Source organism: Virgibacillus sp. SK37, from assembly GCF_000725285.1.
GTDB lineage: Bacteria > Bacillota > Bacilli > Bacillales > Amphibacillaceae > Virgibacillus_Q.
The window spans coordinates 3,110,717-3,128,486 of sequence record NZ_CP007161.1 but is presented as its reverse complement, the minus strand read 5'-3'; the positions used below and the strand labels follow the sequence as shown (position 1 = coordinate 3,128,486).

Annotated in this window: 16 protein-coding genes; 11 read left to right on the top strand and 5 right to left on the bottom strand. The window is 35.7% G+C overall.

The window, feature by feature from the left end; genetic code table 11:
• The first annotated feature begins 240 nt into the window (after nucleotides 1-240).
• Nucleotides 241-996, top strand: a complete 756-nt coding sequence (locus tag X953_RS15580; RefSeq protein WP_040956400.1) for a hypothetical protein — start codon at nucleotides 241-243, stop codon at nucleotides 994-996.
• A 315-nt stretch (nucleotides 997-1,311) separates the two neighbouring features.
• On the opposite strand, the gene X953_RS15575 is transcribed toward X953_RS15580, so the two are convergent.
• On the bottom strand, nucleotides 1,312-1,680 hold the full coding sequence (locus X953_RS15575; protein WP_040956399.1) for a protease inhibitor I9 family protein: 369 nt from the start codon (nucleotides 1,678-1,680) through the stop codon (nucleotides 1,312-1,314).
• Between the two features lie 523 nt (nucleotides 1,681-2,203).
• Here X953_RS15575 and X953_RS15570 point away from each other — a divergent pair.
• Nucleotides 2,204-2,467: a hypothetical protein gene (locus X953_RS15570; protein ID WP_040956398.1), complete on the top strand. Its 264-nt coding sequence runs from the start codon at nucleotides 2,204-2,206 to the stop codon at nucleotides 2,465-2,467.
• A gap of 347 nt (nucleotides 2,468-2,814) precedes the next feature.
• On the opposite strand, the gene X953_RS15565 is transcribed toward X953_RS15570, so the two are convergent.
• A complete protein-coding gene (locus X953_RS15565) occupies nucleotides 2,815-3,195 on the bottom strand; it encodes a hypothetical protein (protein WP_040956397.1) in 381 nt (126 codons plus the stop codon).
• 466 nt (nucleotides 3,196-3,661) lie between these two features.
• On the opposite strand from X953_RS15565, the gene X953_RS15560 reads away from it, so the two are divergent.
• From X953_RS15560 to X953_RS15545, 4 genes are all read left to right on the top strand, one after another.
• Complete coding sequence (locus X953_RS15560; protein ID WP_040956396.1) at nucleotides 3,662-5,509, top strand: nuclease-related domain-containing protein; 1,848 nt, start codon at nucleotides 3,662-3,664, stop codon at nucleotides 5,507-5,509.
• 60 nt (nucleotides 5,510-5,569) lie between these two features.
• Nucleotides 5,570-6,514: a hypothetical protein gene (locus X953_RS15555; RefSeq protein WP_040956395.1), complete on the top strand. Its 945-nt coding sequence runs from the start codon at nucleotides 5,570-5,572 to the stop codon at nucleotides 6,512-6,514.
• A gap of 14 nt (nucleotides 6,515-6,528) precedes the next feature.
• Nucleotides 6,529-8,349, top strand: coding sequence for a hypothetical protein (locus tag X953_RS15550; protein WP_040956394.1), 1,821 nt, complete (start codon nucleotides 6,529-6,531; stop codon nucleotides 8,347-8,349).
• 296 nt (nucleotides 8,350-8,645) lie between these two features.
• Nucleotides 8,646-9,842, top strand: a complete 1,197-nt coding sequence (locus X953_RS15545; RefSeq protein WP_040954247.1) for an ISL3 family transposase — start codon at nucleotides 8,646-8,648, stop codon at nucleotides 9,840-9,842.
• Between the two features lie 190 nt (nucleotides 9,843-10,032).
• Here X953_RS15545 and X953_RS15540 read toward each other — a convergent pair whose 3' ends face one another.
• Nucleotides 10,033-10,686, bottom strand: coding sequence for a hypothetical protein (locus X953_RS15540; protein ID WP_040956393.1), 654 nt, complete (start codon nucleotides 10,684-10,686; stop codon nucleotides 10,033-10,035).
• 72 nt (nucleotides 10,687-10,758) lie between these two features.
• Nucleotides 10,759-11,802: a lysozyme inhibitor LprI family protein gene (locus X953_RS15535; RefSeq protein ID WP_084715721.1), complete on the bottom strand. Its 1,044-nt coding sequence runs from the start codon at nucleotides 11,800-11,802 to the stop codon at nucleotides 10,759-10,761.
• 522 nt (nucleotides 11,803-12,324) lie between these two features.
• On the opposite strand from X953_RS15535, the gene X953_RS19870 reads away from it, so the two are divergent.
• The 5 genes from X953_RS19870 to X953_RS19200 all read left to right on the top strand — a co-directional run bounded on the left by X953_RS19870 (nucleotide 12,325) and on the right by X953_RS19200 (nucleotide 16,539).
• Nucleotides 12,325-12,474: a hypothetical protein gene (locus X953_RS19870; protein ID WP_156958503.1), complete on the top strand. Its 150-nt coding sequence runs from the start codon at nucleotides 12,325-12,327 to the stop codon at nucleotides 12,472-12,474.
• Between the two features lie 464 nt (nucleotides 12,475-12,938).
• Nucleotides 12,939-13,484, top strand: a complete 546-nt coding sequence (locus X953_RS15530) for a hypothetical protein (protein WP_040956391.1) — start codon at nucleotides 12,939-12,941, stop codon at nucleotides 13,482-13,484.
• 115 nt (nucleotides 13,485-13,599) lie between these two features.
• Nucleotides 13,600-14,214, top strand: a complete 615-nt coding sequence (locus tag X953_RS15525) for a tetratricopeptide repeat protein (protein ID WP_040956390.1) — start codon at nucleotides 13,600-13,602, stop codon at nucleotides 14,212-14,214.
• A gap of 39 nt (nucleotides 14,215-14,253) precedes the next feature.
• Entirely contained in the window at nucleotides 14,254-15,513 is a 1,260-nt protein-coding gene (locus tag X953_RS15520) for a hypothetical protein (RefSeq protein WP_040956389.1), read from the top strand.
• 96 nt (nucleotides 15,514-15,609) lie between these two features.
• Complete coding sequence (locus tag X953_RS19200) at nucleotides 15,610-16,539, top strand: lysozyme inhibitor LprI family protein (protein WP_052350164.1); 930 nt, start codon at nucleotides 15,610-15,612, stop codon at nucleotides 16,537-16,539.
• 319 nt (nucleotides 16,540-16,858) lie between these two features.
• Here the strand turns inward: X953_RS19200 and X953_RS15510 are convergent, their stop codons facing one another.
• Nucleotides 16,859-17,596: a hypothetical protein gene (locus X953_RS15510; RefSeq protein ID WP_040956388.1), complete on the bottom strand. Its 738-nt coding sequence runs from the start codon at nucleotides 17,594-17,596 to the stop codon at nucleotides 16,859-16,861.
• Nucleotides 17,597-17,770: the final 174 nt, after the last annotated feature.

The following is a 17,770-nucleotide window of genomic DNA, read 5'->3' as shown; positions in this document are numbered from 1 at the left end:
AGGACCACGACAATTAATCACTAAAAAACCCCTGTATACTAGTATCATGCTTTTTTGTAAGCAGATTTTTTACAAAAGGTTATTCTTAATTATTTTGCTGGCTTTCCAGCTCACAAACAGTGGATCTATTTATCCATAATAATCAGATAAACTTTATTGAACAAAAGTTTTAAGCGTTTGTTAGTTATGTTAATAGGACAATCGAACTGCTTCATATAGTGAAGCAAGGAGGATGGTCGTATGGACAACGGAGAATTAACACCAGTACCCATCAACAATATCCAAATGATTACAAAGAGTGAATTCCACTTACCTTCAAAAAATTCATTAAGGGAATTAAAGACGCTAACTCCAATATCTTCAATATTAATATACTTATATAAATGGAATGGAGAACTGTTCTATGTAACTGATTTTCATGAAATAGCTTTACAGAAAAAATATAATAGTAATGCAGTAGTGAATGCCCAAATTATAAGTCCTGATTCACGAGACGATATAGTGCACTTAACGTTACGGAATTCAATTACAAATAAAGTTGGTATCCAGAAATTAAACCAGTTTCGTTTTGACTTGGTCAATCAACTTGAAAATGCTGATCTACAAAGTATTCAGGACAGAACAGGTTTTACTATGAAGCAAATCCTGCAATTTTCTTTTCACGAAGAAATGACTAAAAGAGGAAAGCTTTATGCAGAGAAAGCACGTGATCTTACCATGATGAATAAAATTCGGAGTTCCTCCATTTTGTGCAAAAAAGCTCCTCATATTCGAAAGCACCTTGAATTTATGCGGATTGATGGAAGCTTAACTTCTTTTCAACTTTATTTTATTGAGAAATATGCAAGGTCAGTTACGATGCCCTTTCACAAGAAAAAGAACGTGTATGAAGAACAAATATATTTACTATTATCACAGAAAGAACCTCGTGAACAACGGTTATTTAATGAGGTTGAGTATTGGGGGATGGTGGGGAGGCCTCCTTCTGCAGCTTGATTGAAGAAATTTATAGTTCTAGGTGGCTGGCATCTTCCAAATTTAAAACACACATTGGCTAAATAAGAGGTTGTGTCAGTTGATGTAAAAGATGCGGATTTTATTTGCCAGTATAGTGGTTATTACAAACTGAAAATGTAGTCTTTGGCAATTAACTTATATACTGGTCTTTGAATTTGCTGCATAAATAAAAAACACTTGCCAACCTCTCCAATGAAAAATTTCCAAGGCATGAAGGAATAGCATATTCAATGTAACAAAATTTCCCCAATACTAAGTTAATTACACTTAATATTAGGGGAGTTTTTATTATATTTAATACCTTGTATCTCCTGGCTTTTTGGGTAAATTCATTTCATCGGTCTTATAAATCGCTTTTATAACTGTGGATAGAAGCAAGCGTTGAACTGTATTTCCTTTTAGACGCATCGACACACCATTAAAGGAATCTTTATAGGTATTAATGATGAAGTATTCAATAAGGGATTCCTCTAACTGTTTGAGCTCCATTTGAAATGTCTGGTGACTTGTTTCTACCTGCTGTTTGGCTTGTTCAATTGTCAAATTCGATATACATGTGGCCACGGCAGTTTTGGCAGGTTTTATTTTAAACTCAATAATTATGCCAATGTATTCGTCACTAGCAATGTCTATCTTTGGGTCAATATAAATTTGTGACTGCATTCAGTTTCACCTTTTGTTATTTTCATTTATTATTCGTACTGTGCACCATCATCTGTTTGTTTTGCGATAACGTTAAGAGAGGCATAATAGCGTGCGCCCTGATAATCGTTGCCTGCACTTTCATCCAGTTTTACTGCAATCATTAGATCAATATATTGTCCTTCTTCCAGTACCCAAAAGGAATCCTCGCTGCCCTCACCAAGAACGATCTCTCCAGAGTCAGCATCTTTTTTAGTTTTTGGTGCACTGTCACTTCCCGAGTTAAGTGAGTTCTGGGGTCAGCTTCCGACTCCTTTATAGTGATGTAAGCATAAAGTGGTTCTCCTTTAAAACTAGATAGAAATGAACGTTATCATTTAATCATCTTTATCAGTGATGACGATAAACCGGAAATCTAGTGACTTAGTTTAATACTTGTTGCGCAAAAGCACATTGCCGCGATTCAATTAAAATCCCAAGATAATAGGTCTTTAAAAAAGAAGTAGTATAGCATATAATGATTTTAATAGGCAGGTGATACAACATGGAACAACATGAACTGAAGGAAATTCTTAATGCACTCAAACAATACTCTGGGGAGATCACTGGAAGGATAACTGAGCTAGAGAACGGCATGCATAATATGAAGACGGGACTTGAAAACCGCATGGATGAACATTTTGATCGTATTGAAACAAAAATTAATGGAGTACGTGTTGAATTAACAGAAACACAAGAAACCGTTGACTTTCTTTCCAGCAAAACTATGCAGCACGAGAAGAAACTTCGTAAATTCCTCAATCAGTAATGTTCACACTAAAAAAATCGTTCTTCGAAATTTGGAGTAAGATCCCATCATGAAATAACAGATTAAAACACTGCAGGAGTCTATTCTCTGCAGTGTTTTAATTTCGTTGGTTAATCATTTTGTGGTGATTAAAAAGTTGGGTCAGAATCCCCTTGTACTTTGCAGGGGTGATTGTCAAGGGTGTATATGGGGGAAGAGTAAAAGTATACAGAGGGATAATATCACAGAACCAAGAATGGGCCAGTAAATGCAATTGTAGTACGGATATATAGATTGCTTCTGAGGTGTAGAAGCTGGCATGTGGTTGGCCCATTAATCTCTAATGAGAAGATAGGAATAATTAACGTTTATGAGCAGTTGTTTCTTTTCAGAAATTTGTACCCGCGTATAAACCCATCAATAAAATATCTCTCCCATTCGAACACAGCGAAGGAATTGAGTTCAGCTTCTACATCAAACAATGCATCTTTTTGGTCTTTGGTATCACACAGACGTATAGCACGCTGAAATGGTGTTTCTTCATTACGTGTTTCGCCATGGTTATTTTCAGGTACATACTCTTTCTCATAATGAAGCATCTCCAAATAAGCCATTTCCCTAATAATCTCTGTCATTCCCTGCTCATAAGCATTCTCTAAATGTTTCATTGCTTCCAGATCATTTCTGTGATGGGTGTTTCCATAAATTTCCATAATCCTACTAAATGGAACTACTGATATTCGTGGCATACAAAGTTCCCCTTCCTTTTAATCTATAAAACTATTATTTCCAGCAGTACATTCATTTATACGGTGAATGGTTAGGTGTTTCACTCAATCTTGCTCTGCTCATCTTGTTATACGATCATGTCACCAATTATTCCCTGTCTCCCTTATACTAAGGAAGTTGCTGAAGATCCCGATTTTGGTATGCGTGTAGAAGACATAAAGAAATTAAGTTTTGAATGCCACTGTCGCTCCCCGTATCCTATCGAAAATTATCTGGTTGCTTTTACAGGCTGAGGAGATTGGATAGTTAACGTTGTTGCCATAAAACATCTGGGATCAGTCACTCCGTCTTTTTAAGTGGGTACAGTAATAGAATTAAGAAGTGCATAGGTTAACTCCAAGTCTGCCATCTAATTGACCCTTACAGATATTTAGCTGAAATGATATAATATTTAGAGATAAAACTCCATGGGGGAGGTAAAATGATATGTTAGAAGTACGCAAAGGAAAATCTTCCAAATCCTATGAAAATGAATTTTTTAGAAAAATTTCGGTAGAACTGGTACAAGTTTTCGAGGAGAGAAAGTGGGATGGTATTTTACTTGGAATGCCGGAGTGTATTTCCCGGGAAGACTTGCAAATTGATTGTTTGTTGGTTACCGAAAATCAGATCATCCTGATAGATTTTAAGAATTATAGTGGGAAGCTGCAACTTCCATCTGAAGAAAATTTTAGGTTCGGCAGATGGGTAATTGATGATGAGATTACGGTTAAGGGAGGCAGTTCTCCTAATCCATTCAGCCAGCTTAGTAAGCAGCGGAGTAAACTGATTAATGAACTCAAATATCGCCTACATAACTTCGAACGTAAATCAGTCTCAACAATAGTTTGTTTTCACGATAAAGTAGAGATAATAGGGGCTGTTCCCAGACGATTCCAAATCAGTTTCTCGATTGTTGATCCAAGCAGCTATCTTAACAAAATTGTCGATATAATTGATGTCCTGGCAGAGGGGAATATTGATTATCTATCAGAACAGGGACGGCAAATTTTTACAGGATCTGTGTTTGCTACGGACGCATATCAGGCTGATGTTCAGATTGAACCAGAGGAAAGCGAAGCACGTGCGGAAAATCAAACGAAAGATAGCGATGCTCTTGAACAAATTAGGGAATTCTTGTTATCCGACAGCAAAATAATGACCTTAACAGGTAATACGGGGAGTGGCAAAACTTCGTTAATTCCTGACATTCGAGAATTAGCCTTCGATTTACATTATAATGATGTTCCTGTCTTTGCTTACTCTAACCGGTTGAGAAGGAAGATGCTGAGAAGCAATCCAGCATTAGAAGAAGTGGAGTCGTTATTTAATTCGGTTTTTGATTTCAAAGAAGAAAAAATAGATGAATTCTACAAAAAGACCATTCCTGTAAAAGCGTACGATGAGATCCATGACCAAGGCAAAACATTGTATATTATCGATGATAGCCAGCTGATTACGAATTCGAATTTCGATTCCGATTTGGTGCAATTTGGTTCGGGGTATTTATTAGAGGACGTTTTGAATTACATTGATTTGGAGTCGAATCCGGAGAGAAAGGTTATTTTCATTGGAGACAAAAATAAACTGAGCTATGGATCAAATACTGAAAATGCACTGAATCCGGAATTTCTGAAAGCGCTGCTTGAGAATAAAAATTTCTCTTCAGATATAAAAAATACGGTACTGCCGGACAGTGATGCGGAATCTGAAATCATTCAAGTGTGCAACAAGATTGCTAAGGATATACGGGCAGACCTATACAATGCGTTATTTATCTATTCCAATGAAGAAATTAAAGTTTGTGAAAAGGAAGACCAAACAAAAGTGTTGGAAGAGGTTTATTTAAATCCAGACACTAGTAAAATTCTTGTTTATAGCAATGAGCAAGCGAGTCAGGTGAATTTTTGGATAAAGAAGCATCTAATCAAAAACGGCAGAGAAATAGAAGCAAAAGACTATATCGTCTTTAATACAACTATACAAGCTTATGGACCGGGATTGACGGAAAATGATGTATCGCCATTTGAAAATAGTACACAGCCCTTTTCCTTTGTAGAACCTAAAAGAGTGGATAACGGATGCTTTGGTGAAGTAGTCTATGTTGATCATGTACATATCATCGAGAAGGCTGTGACAATAAAAGAAGAAAAAGTAATACTGCGATTTATTCCTTGCCAAATAAAGCTTCAAGATGAGAGCATCATAGAAACGCTTGTGTTTGAAAATTACTTAAAATCCCCACTGAATGAGCTTGGTATGAACGAAATAATTGCTTATCAATATGTGTTGTAAACATATGAGCATGACATTCTAAAAAAGGAACCTTTTGAAGAAAGCTCGGAATATCAGGAGATGCTGCAGCATCCTGAACAATATGCTGAGATCCACAAAGATGGAAAAATACTATTCAGGGACGCCAAAGATAAACGGAAACTCACCCATTTTGAAAAAGCTTATAGAGATCGGGTGTTGAAAAAACTCAATGTGCCAACGAGTGAATATTTTAAGCTTCTAAATGCAGCAAAAGTGAAGTTTGGGTGGGCGATGACAGTGAATAAGGGGATGGCTTATTCGTTTGAATCGGTATATTTCAATACATATCAAGGTGAAAATCGAGGCAAAACGAATAGGGAATATTTCAAATGGATCTATACAGGGGTATCGAGTGGCTTACATCGTGTCGAGCTGATCAATTGGAAGCCTGTTTCACCTTTTTTGAAAACCGAATTCCGTGCATCACCAGCTGCAAAAACTCCAAACAAAAGAAATGTCATTTTATCGCTTTCCAATAGAGAACAAACTGCTGCTGAACAGCTTCAGTGCTATCTGAAAACACGGCTGTCAGGCGTTGCTGAAATCTTGGACATCGCTTCCAGAGATTACTTAGAAATGGTCACTTTGGAGATGAATGGCCAAAAAATTGAACTGTTCTTCGACTACAATGGGAAAGGAGAAATGAAGGTTCCCAGATTGAAGTCAGGGGAGGAGGAAGATTTTAAAGCGTTATTGCCGCTATTCACACTAACTTCAAAAGAGGTGTCAAGTGAAATTGGCGTGATGAAATCGTTTTTGGAAGCGTTCGCTGTTATGTTGGATAATCAGGGTATTACAATGAAAGTAGTGGATTCACGTGAATGGCATCTCTTATTAAATTTTGCTGAACAAAAACATCATACGGACATCCATCTTTGGTATAACGGTGATGGCAAGATTTCTAAATTCAGCTACATGGATGGAAGCGAGGAACTCTTCTCAAAAATAGTTGCGTTGATCAAAGATGTTTATGTTCTTGACTAGAGGAGGTACAAAAGATGTACACAACAAAAAACTATAAGGAAGACTTGTACCAAATTAGCACGGAATGCTTTGTAAAATACAAACTGCTTCAAGGCTTTGTTTATAATCGCATGGACAAGAATGCTTTTGTGGAAAAATTAAAACTTGAAAAAGAAGATTGGGAAATAAATGAAATACTAGCAGCATTAAAAAGGCTGTCTGAAAAAGTGGATCGTAATGGCGGAAAACTGGATCCGGATCCAATTGAAGAAGCAAAGCGTTTGCGGAAGAGCAAGAAGCAGCGGGAGGCATTTCATGCAATCCTTCCTTATCTCCAAGCAAATAAGGATGATGAGGATGCGGTTATCACCTTTGGTTGGATTATGTATGATTTCTTGAAGTCTTCTGAAGGCAGCATAGACAATTATGTCAACAACTTAGCAGTGCTGAATAATCATGCAACTATCTCTTTTGACAGCAGCTTTTCCAATGATTTCAAGAAGACATTAGTAAACTCGATCTTGTGGTCCATCCGACGGGTTGTGAAACATGGAGAGCAATCTGCTAATAAAGTTTTTCCACAATTGCAGCAATTTTGCGGGAATAGTGCAAAGTTTATTGAGAAAAGAAGCATCTATGATAAAAGCAATGCTTCAGCATCCCGTTTGCTTGTTAAAGAAATTCGCAGCAAATTAAACGATACGAACTATTATCTATTCATGGATATGCTTGGTTTCAATTGGTTTGATCGAGGAGATTTTCAAAAGTCCAGCTTTACAAATGACAAAGGGGAGCTGGTAGAGATCCGACCGTTAGCAGAGGTTATTCTGAACTATCATGCAAAAAGGCTGGCATCCCCAACTACTTCTGCCGCAACGGAACAGAGGATCCATTCATTTATCGATGTGCTGAGTTCGCAAATTAAACAGCATCCCGAATATGAATGGCTTCCGTATTACAAAGCGAAATTATTAATAAAAGTGAACAGAGAAGAGGAGGCATTTGAAGCCGTAACATCCTTTGCTAGAACGAAAAGCAAGGAATTCTGGATATGGGATTTAATTAGTGAGCTGGTGAAGGAAGATGAAAGATTCAATTGCTTATGTGCCGGATTGCTTTGCAAGTCAAAACCCGAGATGATTGTCGGGCTGCAGGAAAAGTTGATACCCATGCTTATTAGGAGGGAGATGTTTTCAAATGCGAAAATGGAGCTGGACGCATTAATTTCTACTCGAATGAAGAAGTGGGGGAAGATATCTCAGCAGCTTGAAAAATGGAAAACGGAAAGCTGGTATTTGGAAAAGAAACCTGCAGAAAATAGGGATGCCCTAAGAGCGTACGCGGGAAAAGCGGAAAAAATATTGTATCGAACGCTTCCTTTTAGCGATATTTTTGTTACATATGTAAATAAAGATAAAGGTGTTATTCATTTTATATACTTAGAAAACAAATATCTTAAAACGATAAGAGAAGGATATTTTTACATGGATGCCATTCAAGAGTCGCATCACTGGAAACCCGATGAGACGTTGAAAGTAAAGATGCTTGCGGACAAAAAGCGGACGAAATTATATAGGGTTTACGAGATTGAGGAGGGTGACGAAGCATTTATAAATCATTTTATCCAATCCGGAACGGGCTATGCTGATCGAGAACAGGGCAATCCATTTGCATTTGTGGATGATGCATTTATTCCTCCGCGATTGGTGGAGAAAAACAACATTCAAACATACGACAAAGTGGAATATATCAAGAAAAGAAGATTCAACAAGAAGAAAAACACATGGGGATGGACAGTGGAAAGTATTACATCTGTCGTGAAAGATGAGATGGAAGAGGAGTGGGATGAGGCGTGACTTTGGGGTCAGCCTCTCCACTGCTTTAGATCCATAAGCATACTAACTGATCAAAATGGTGTTGAAGCTTCAGAAAAAACATTTTTATCATTAAGGAAAGGAATTACAACAAAATGTAGTTGTTATTCCTTTCCTTTTATTTATTCATTTTCGAATATAGTTTTTCTGGCTCTATACTAAATGTGGTGGTCTCCTTTGGAGGATCAGTGTTTCCGTAAGAAACAAAAAAATACACTCATTCCCCTCTCTTTTGTTAACCTAAAGTTGCGACACAAAAGGAAAAGGAGAGGGAAAGAGTGCAAAACCATTTTATCATAGAAATGTTAGGTATTGAAGACAAACATGTAGATGTATGGGAAGTTTCTAGTGACTCAGCTAAGTTTTTTGTAGAGCTATATACAAAAGTAAAGAAGCAGAAGTGCCCGTTTTGTGGCAATAGGACAAAAAGTATCCACGGCTATCGTACCCAAACGATTCAGGGGCCCATTGTTTCCAATAAACCAGTTAGTATTTCTTTGAAAAAGAGACGCTACTTATGTAAGGCGTGTAATCATACGTTTTATGAAAAGCTTCAGATGGTGGAACGATACCAACGTTGCACCCGTTCTATACAAACGACAGCGCTAACGTATACAGCTGTGGGCTCATTTACTACAGCTGCCCAGTTAACTGGGATGAGTTCGCAACGGTTACTTCGTATTTATGATCGAAAAGAAATAAAAACAAGGAAAGTCCTGCCACGTGCGTTAGCTATTGATGAATTTAAAGGGGATGCGGGCGGTGAAAGGTTTCAAACGGTCATTGCGGATGTAGAAAATAAAGAGATTGTGGATGTCTTACCTGATCGGAAGGTAGATACAATTAAAGCTTATCTTCAGTCCTGTGATACAAGTAACGTAGAGATTGTCGTCATGGACCTTTCTAAGTCTTTTAAGCAAGCAATACGGAAGGCGCTTGGTAACCCACTGATCATCGCTGATCGATTTCATTTTATGCGGCAAGTATATTGGGCGCTAGATGAAGTACGTCGAGAAGTGCAAAGAGACTTAGAGAAAAAAGACCGGATATATATGAAAAAAAGTAAAAAGTTACTTTGGAAATCAACCTATAAATTATCAGAAGAAGAGCGAGAGAAAGTAAATCAGTTACTCCAGGTTGATCCTCGATTAGAAGAGGCATACAACCTAAAAAACAAACTTGATCAGTGGTTTAAAGAGAGTAACGAAAAGACCGCTACACAGGGTCTAGAAGGATGTTTAATGGCGATGAAGGATTCTAATATTGAGTCTTTTCATAGAGTAAGAAAAACATTTGAGCGGTGGAAGCAAGAGATCTTGCATTCCTTTATGTATCCTTTTAATAATGGATATATTGAAGGCGTAAATAATACAATTAAAGTGGCAAAACGAATGTCGTATGGAATTAAAAATTTTAATCGATTAAAAAAGAAAATACTGTGGCGACAAGAGGTTAGAAGGGTTTTGACACAATAGAAACGGCAACCAATATACGTACGCAGCTATTTAAGCAAAGGCTTTTTAATAAAAGAGATGGTGGAGTGAAAATCACACCACCACATTTGACTGAGAACCAGTTTTCTTACAATCTAGCGAAGGAATACCTCACAGCAAGGTGGTTTATTCAAGAATTCAGATTGCTATCGATGTGAGGTAGAACACATAATTATAAATTTCGAGCTCTTTTCGCCGCTTCGTTAGCTTCGCGTTGCTTTGCATTTGCCCTATTAAGTCTATCATCAAAATGATGTGAATTTATATTGTATTGAGCTTGCTTTCCTGCATGTTTATAAGCATAATTAGCGTCTTTTTGTAATTGACTTGCCTTCCATTCTGCTTCCTTCTTTAAATTCTTTCTAATACTCGAATTTTTGGAGCTTCCGCCAGAATGATAACTACCTCCACCAGAAGAAGAACGGCCGCCACCATCAGAAAAGATAGCAACAATAAAAATTATAATATAAAATAGAGCATTCCCTAGGAAGCGTACAGCTTTCAAGAGCAATTTAGTCAAATTAAAAAGGGATACTATGACCTTGTATGTAGACAAATTTGGGAAAAACCTGTCTCTAATTTTAACTAATATTGTTACTATTAACAAACTAAGTAATGCTCCAGGGATCAAAAATATTAGCCCCGTAGCACCGAGGGAATAGTTGTATGTATAAATTGTTTCATTATTCGCATTCAACAGTTTGGTTAACTCTTTATCTGCAATACTATTAAGAATGTTAGCAAAAGCCAAAGTATAAACTATAAAATGCCACATCTTACCACTACCAAATTTCATCTGTCTAAATGATTCATATATCCTATTCACATGTTACCTCCTTTTTGTTATGGTTTTCTAGAATTCTCAATCATAACTTTTATATCATGGGGCCACATTTATTTACAGATCTAAATAATTTTCTATTAAATAATAGGTTCTTTCTCTTGTAGTATTCGTTAGTCTATCTTTTGCATCTATTTCACCACGAGCCTTTTCATAATTTGCATCTTTTTCCTGGACCCAGTTAATTTGTTCTTGTTTTAGTTGATCAAATTTGTCTTTTGGCATTGAATCTGCTAAAACGCCCCATACTTCATTTAGTAATCCATCCCAATCATCTAGGTAATCTCCATAAGCACCGATCCCAACGTCTCCTTTGTATTTTTGTTCAATATCTTCATCTAGCATCCTTGCTTTATGCGCGTATTCCTCTTTTAAACTGCTATAATTCGGAGATATTCTTTCTTGCTCCCTTTCATATTTTGCACTTTCTATCATATCGTCCATTGCACGAAGACTGCTATTATGTTCCTGCGAAGTAATTGATTTGGATAATAAGTTTAATCGCCCCTTAGCTTCCCCTAACCTTCCTTGATCAATCAATTCCATAATATATTCCGATGCTGCAGTAAATCTCTCTAATTCATCATTGATGATTTCCGCTGTTTCTGTTTCTTTCTGTGTGTCATCAGCTTGTTTTGCTTGCCTTTTTTGCTCTTTTTGGCTTTCATTATCTTTTGAATTACGTTTTTTTTCTTCTGCTTCTTGTGCTTTTTTATCTTTTTCTTGTTCTTCTTCTATGTTCTCTACTCTAATAAATTCAGCGTTATCTATTGATTCACCCATCATTTTTACAACTTTTATTTCATCTTTACTTTCAAAATAACCCTCAAAGAATGGAATTGGAATACCATCTTCTGGATTAATAATTTCTAGCATGAAGGTATCACTTTGTGTCTCAGTAAGTATGTATTCAGCACTGATAGATTCAGATCGGTTTATTAGCCTTTCTTCACCTATCTCTATGTATTGTCCAGTCTTCCCATCAGCAACCGCCTTCCAACTTCCTATGATTTTTTTCTCTATAGAACCCCCACAAGCTGTTAAAAACAGTACTGCAATAAAAATCGTGAATAGGCTTACCAATTTTTTACATAACATCATTTCTCATCTCCTCATTTCGTACATTTGTCTGTTTATTTAAGTGATAATAGTTCTAATATACCATTTTTTTCTAAATAATATAGTATGTTACAGTCTTTTATTACTATAATCTTCCCAGGCTTGTAATTTCATATATTAGCTTCAATTCTTAAAAGACAGCTATGAAATCATCCACTTCCTAGCTTGTTTTCTCTGAAATATATTTTTGAATTCTTTTATTGACTTCATTAGCTACAAGCTTTATATATCCTCCTTTGCTTTTTTAGTACTAACTCTGAATTAAATATAAACTAGAATTAGTACTAAGTCAATATTTTGTCTCTGAATTATTGATTCCTACCCCCTTATAGTAGACACTAAGTGAACGAGGATGTTAGGGAATGGGTGGCAAAAGATTTTAAAAAATGAAACTTGTAGACTATTATTTTAAAAACCCAGGCTGGGGGATTTGATGGTAGAAAGAGAATTCGATGTTCGTCTTATGAAGCAGTTCGATGTTGTGGAAAGGCGAAAAAGATAGAATTGACCATTCAACATCAACCATTTGGAAATGGAAGATCTATACGTAATATCTACGAAGGGACATTAAGAAACCAGGCAGTGCGGTTACAGGGGAAGAATGACTTAACTTTGGAAGACTTAATTACTATTGATGAAAAAGACATTAATTAGAGATAGTTTAAAAAAAGCTTGTGGTTATACTCTAAATCATTTAACTCCTTTCCAATTTCACACGTGGTAAGAAGGGGAAGGTAAGCGCAGAGGAGATACTAAATTCATTGAAGAGAAGGGTGTTTGTGTCGTCAACCATTATATGATTAATATTAAAAGAACTTATTACTCCGGCCTTGATCTTTTTAATAATGTGAACCTTTTTTTATATCGTAGTATCTACTTATATTCCATGAAGTAAGACAACCAACAAAGATAATTTAATAGAAATAATAAAAATTTTGAAATGTTTAATGTTCAAAAGAAATAATGTATATAACATTACCTTTGTCTAACTAGGTAGGTGAACTGAGAAAAAGTAGAAATAAAGACAGTAAATTATTTTTGTTAATTATTTACTTAGTACTAAAAACATTATATTATATAAATTATAATTAGTACTTAATTAAAGAAAGGGAAATATTATGAAGAAAATAATTGAAGGTGCTGTTTATAATACGGCGACAGCCAAAAAAATTTGTGAACGGTTCTCAAATGAACCCAAACATGAAAAAGGTGCATACGTCAAACAACTGCAGCAATTATATAGAACGAGAAGCAGTAATTATTTCTTTTATGTTAAAAGTGAGTTTACTACCCATGTTGTCATAAACAATGATGATATTTTCCCCAAGTTTGAAGAACAGGAAGTGACGGATGAACAGATCCTACCAGTTTCTTATGAAAGAGCATTGCAATTTGCAAGCGAGATTTCTGTCAGTTCCGCGTCAGAAAAGAAAACAATTGCCAAGCATTTCCCTGAACTGCTTGAAAAGGAGGGAAATGGAAACAAGAAAATCCAAAAGAAATTATACATCTCCGAAAAAGCTAATTGGTATTTAGAATTAATGCTGCAGGAAGGCAAGGAAACCAACAGCACTCTCGTTGAGAAACTTATAACAGAAGAGTACCGGAGATTATATAAACAAGGAGTTATGAATCGTGATCCATTTTCTGAAATGGAAGACTAATAAAAAAGGATAACCATGTGAATCGAAACGAAAAGGAGGTGATTAATTAAAAGATAACTCAGAATCAGAAAGAGCATTTAAAATAAATAAATAAATTCCTAAAGGAGGCAGAAAAATGAACAATGAAGTTGAACACTTTATTACAGAAGGCGTGAGGTTAAAAAGGGCTGGAGATTTGGAAGGGGCATTAAACTGTTATTTGCAGGCGGTCGACTTAAATCCGACGAACATGAAAGTATTTATAAGTCTCGCAAAGACCGCCCATTTATTAAAAAGACAAAATTTGGCTGCAAGATGTTATCTATCAGCGACTCATCTCATGCTTGAGCCTATTGAGAAGGTCATCGATTCCCCTGAAAAATTACCAGACTATTTGCGTATGGCATATGGGGAGTTTTTAGAGGAACAGTTGCAACAGCTACCGAGGAAATCGGCGTTTGCTATTTTGTTAGATAGTAATACACCAAGACATACCGCACATACGATGATTGATCTTTCTCCAGATATTTTAGAAAATAGATCTGATTTAAAACCATTTTCAGAAATATACAGAGCCAGTATTTTAGGCGACGGCTCCTATGGTTCTATTTTAAATCAATATGGATACACTTCCGATGATCAAATGAAGGTAGAAAAGGAGATCTATATTCCAGCTGGGCAAAAGTTTCTGATGACCGACCTGAAATGGGATCAAATAGAAAGTCAAGATGTGATAGATATTTACTTTTAAATACTGTATCTGGTGAGATATAAAGAAAGTAGGATGAAAATGACATTAGAAATTGCCATAATGAATACAGGTGGTGTTGCCCTGGCAGCTGATAGTGCTGTTACTTTAAGTGTGGGGGAGAAAATATACCATTCAGCTCACAAGTTATTCAATCTGTCCGAGGCCCATTCTGTTGGAATTATGATTTATGGAAACGCATCTTTTTTGGAAGTACCTTGGGAAACAATTCTTAAAGTCTACCGGAAGCATATAGGTGATAAATGTTTTGATACGTTAGAAGCGTATACGGAAAGCTTTTTCGACTTCCTGCATGATAATCATTATCCGGCACTCATGTCCGAAGGTAGTGAACACAGCTTCATTACAAATGGTTTAGAGACCGAGATTATTCATTTACATAAAGCTTTGGCTGATATAAAAAATGACTTGTTCAACGAGTATGGTGAATTATATCTTCAACAAGAGATACAGGGTATGTTTATTAATAATGCTGGCGATTTCCTGCAAAACAGTATAGATGATTATTCAAAAAAGAGCCACATAAGTCCAATTAACGAGGATGATTATAACATTTTGGCCGAAAAATATGGACCTAAAATTGAAGGAATGATTGAGAAACATTTTGAACCGCATAATTTTATTCACGAGTGGGTCGACTCTATCAAAACAATTGCCATTAGTGTCCTATTAAAAGATTTTTCTAGTAAGTTTTCCGGCATTGCGTTTGCAGGATTTGGGGAAAAAGAGATTTATCCTTCATTCTATTTATTCCTAGTTGATGGTAGCATTAATCGTAAAGTGAAATTTTGGAACACACCCAAATCCAAGTCGATTAATCATGAAAGAAAGGCTTCCATTATACCACTTGCCCAAAGGGATATGGTAAACAATTTCATTGAAGGAATCCACCCTGGTATGGAAAAGCTGTTAAAAAATAACCTGAAGAGAAACGTCCAATCACTACATAAGTCTGTTGATAGAATGATAGATAATAATTTTGTTGGAAAATTAGACAGTGACTCTGTTAAAGAAGAATTCAAAGAAGAAATCCTTCATTTATATCAGAACCATGTCGATACAATGAATAGATATAAAGAAGAGCAATTCATTGATCCAATGATGGCTATTGTTGAGAATCTACCAAAAAAAGAGTTAGCCGAAATGGCTGAAACTTTAATCCATTTGACGACTTTTAAAAAGAGGTTATCAACAGATGCAGAATCGGTCGGTGGTCCAATTGACAGTGCAGTTATTACAAAAGGGGATGGGTTTGTTTGGGTCAGGAATAAAAATAGGTAGATGATTGAAATGAAATAATGAGAGAAGTGATTAACAGAAGGGGTGTGGAATACATCCCTTTAACGTAATACACAATATATACAAGGAGTGAATTAAATGAAACAATCTTTTAAATATTTCTTAGGAGTACTTATTATTGGATTTTTAACAGCTTGTGGATCCGCAGAAAGTAATATAGAAGGCAACTGGAAAGCAGTTATAGATGGTGAGGATGTAGGGGCATATATGGAAATAGGTGAAGAGAGAATTATAAGCAGACAGGAATCAAATGATGAACCCATAACTCTTGAATACATAGTAACAGAAACACAAGATGACAATTTCATTTTAGAAGTTGTGAATCCGGAAAATGGAACAAATGAATTTTTCTTTGAAGGACATTTTGAAAATAAAAATACCATAAAAATTGTAAACGCTCCAGGCAATAGTGCTGAGGAGCAAGGTGAATTAGTTCGAATAAAAAGTGTACAAGAAGAAATGAAAAAAGATAAAGAAGAAGAGGCAGCAAAAGAAGCAGAAGTAAAAAAGAAAGAGAAACTCGCAGCTAAGAAAAGTGATGAAAAGAAGAAAGCGCAAAAATTAGCTGAAGAGAAGGAAGAAATGAAACTTGAACAACTAGCTAAGGAAAAGGAGGAAGAAGAAGCAAAAGCTCTTCGAGATGAAAAAGAGGCGGCTGGCATAGAGAATAGTTGGAAAATACAAGCTGATGCGCTTGATGATAAAATAATGAAGGATGCCAAAGAAGTCGATCCGCACGCACAAGATATGCAGGAAGGCTTCTATGGTCAATACTACGGTGAATGGGATGATTTATTAAATGAAGTATGGGTTGAATTAAAAGCTGCTTTGCCTAATAAGGAATTTGAAGAATTGAAGTATGATCAAAATCAATGGATTGAAGAAAAAGAGCAAAATTTTAAAGCGATGCCTGATCAAGTAGCTTCCCAAAGAGCTAAAGGGATGGACTACCTCACTTTCGAAACGAAAGATAGGGTATATTACTTAATTGGTAATTATATGGACTGATGGGATATGAAGGTTGTGTGAGATACTTCATGCTGATCGTTTATATTACAGAATAAATATAGATTTATTTGTAGATGAGCAAGAGAGTGTATCTACGCTTACAATATAAAAACAAAAAGCACATGCTCTATTAGCAAGTGCTTTTTGTTTTATACTTGTTTGATAAATGTTTATTCAACTAGCTTTAATCCCAAAAAAGGAATGAACTTTATAATATTCAATTTAACAATGTAATAACTAGATTCAGTTTTCAAACATAACTGCCAAAGAGTCACTTGTATTAATGAAATTCCTTATTGAAGCTATGCTCACTTTCTTATTACCTAACTCTATTTTGAACTGTGGAAACTGCTCTTTTACTATTTTCGGAAGCTTGTTGACTATACGAAGCTGCACTCTGACTAGCCGCGGCTGCAATACTTGCTTCAATCCTTGCTGCTCTTGCATCCATGGCAGCTTGTTCCGTTTTGTTAATGATATAATCTTGTTTCGCTTCCATTCTTTCTTGGTGTTCTTCTTGCATAAATAAATTAATAGCCTCTTTTAACGTATCTGCTCTAGAGTTAAACAGATATGTAAATATTTTCACTGAAGCTTTATAAGTTGTGTATTGTTCAGGTATTCGCATGAATATTCCCGCTTCATTTAGTGATTGGTTTATTTGGTTATTCCTTTGAGTTGCTGTATCTATCAACTTAAGTTTTTCTTGCATCGCATTTTTATTTAATATTTTAGAACGTTGGTTGCTATAAAAGGAAGATTTTCCAAAGAAAGAATTAGGATTATCTAACGATTTTTTGCAGTATCTTATAGCGAAGAAAAAGACTACGATAAGTACGAATGATACTGGCGTTCCAATAACATATGGTAATATAAATATCAATAGGAATACTGACGCTAACAAAAATACATTAAGTTGCTTCTTAAGACTTTTATGTATATGTTCGTTAATTGCTTTGTTGTTACTGTTGATAATATTATCATTTTTTACGACTTCCTTGTTACTAAGGGCAAGTACAGAAAAATCATCTAATAATTGCTCTTTAGTTAATTCCATCATAACCACTCCTTTTTTAAGATTAGTAATAGACCTAAAAAACTTTCATTTTAAACCACATAGATAATCTTTCTCAGCACTCCCTTTCTTTTGTAGAAAATCAGACTGCCATTAGCTCTGAGTCAATATACCTATTTGTGACGAACATTTCATGACATAAAGCTTACCTTTTAG